2 protein-coding genes are annotated in these 1,275 nt (G+C 38.8%); both read left to right on the plus strand.

Annotation, left to right across the window (positions count from 1 at the left end; genetic code table 11):
* The first annotated feature begins 338 nt into the window (after positions 1-338).
* On the plus strand, positions 339-815 hold the full coding sequence (locus QUA33_RS28080) for a Uma2 family endonuclease (RefSeq protein WP_333153053.1): 477 nt from the start codon (positions 339-341) through the stop codon (positions 813-815).
* A gap of 136 nt (positions 816-951) precedes the next feature.
* Entirely contained in the window at positions 952-1,206 is a 255-nt protein-coding gene (locus QUA33_RS28085; protein WP_333153056.1) for a tetratricopeptide repeat protein, read from the plus strand.
* The last annotated feature ends 69 nt before the right edge of the window (positions 1,207-1,275 follow it).

Here is a 1,275-nt window from a genome sequence, read left to right on the forward strand (position 1 = left end):
TGTCGGTATGATCGAATCAATGACGTGGCGATCGGCTAGCTCACTCTTTTAAGATACAAGGGGCGGGTTTTACAAACAAAAATTGCCTAAAACCGACAATCTCAAAAACCCGCCCCCCACCAACGAATTATCAGTAAGGGGTTGTTCGGCGCACCCTAATAATTATTAATTATTTAGTAATTTAGTGTCAAGTTGGGATCAAATTAAATAACATGATTGCACCGCAAAACACTAATTTAATTTTTAACGAATTTATTGCAATTTGCCCGGAAGATAGTCTTTAAGAATTGGTGAACTGAGAGATTGTCAAAATAGCAATTACCAGAAATGACGATGACGTGGCTGAATTTACAGACAGACAGTTTTATCAAGATATCGATCGCCTGAAACTCAACTATGTAGTAAAACGAGGTATCACGATTAAAACTACCACAAAAGAAGGTACAGAACAAGGACGAGTTCCTGATGTCAGTGTTATCGATCGCACTTTGTGGCGTGGTGAACGCAAAGCTTATGCCGCACTGGAATCGCCGATTCAGGTAGCTGTCGAGGTAGTATCAACTAATTGGGAAGATGATTATGTTGATAAGCTAGATGAATATGAACGCTTGGGCATTGCTGAATACTGGATTATTGATTATTTAGCAATTGGAAAAAGAGAGTATTTGGGCAACCCTAAAATTCCGACGGTATTTGTGTTTTCTCTAAATGCTGAAGGCAAATATCACCGCACTCAGTTTAGAGATAATGAACAAATTGTTTCGCCGACTTTTCCAGAATTAGTGCTGACGGCGACTCAGATATTGTCAGCTTAGTTCGGTTGTGTTAGTCTGAAGCAACATTGAAATTGCCAAAAATACTTTAAAATCATTAAAAATTTCCTCGGCTGATTAAAGGAATTAAGCAATTTCAAGATAGTCTTGCACAATTTGAGCCATGAGGTGAGCCATTATGGATTGGAATGAACTGTACAATTTAGGCTTAGGCTTGTTTGAAAAAGCAACCGCCTTTTTCGACGAAGCTTTAGAAATGAAACAAGATCCCGAAGCCTGTTACAATCAGGGCGTTACACTGGGTAATTCAGGGAAATTTCAAGAAGCGATAGCCTCCTACGACAAAGCCTTAGAAATCAAACCAGATTATCACGAAGCCTGGAACAATCGGGGCAATGCAATGAATAATTTAGGCTTGTTTGAAAAACTGTAGTTTAGACTAAAAAATGAGTTCAGCTAAAAGTAGCCACCTTTGAATCTCAGGCAAGCTGTTACTCAAAAA

The sequence above is a fragment of the Microcoleus sp. Pol14D4 genome (assembly GCF_036701245.1).
Lineage (GTDB): Bacteria > Cyanobacteriota > Cyanobacteriia > Cyanobacteriales > Microcoleaceae > Microcoleus.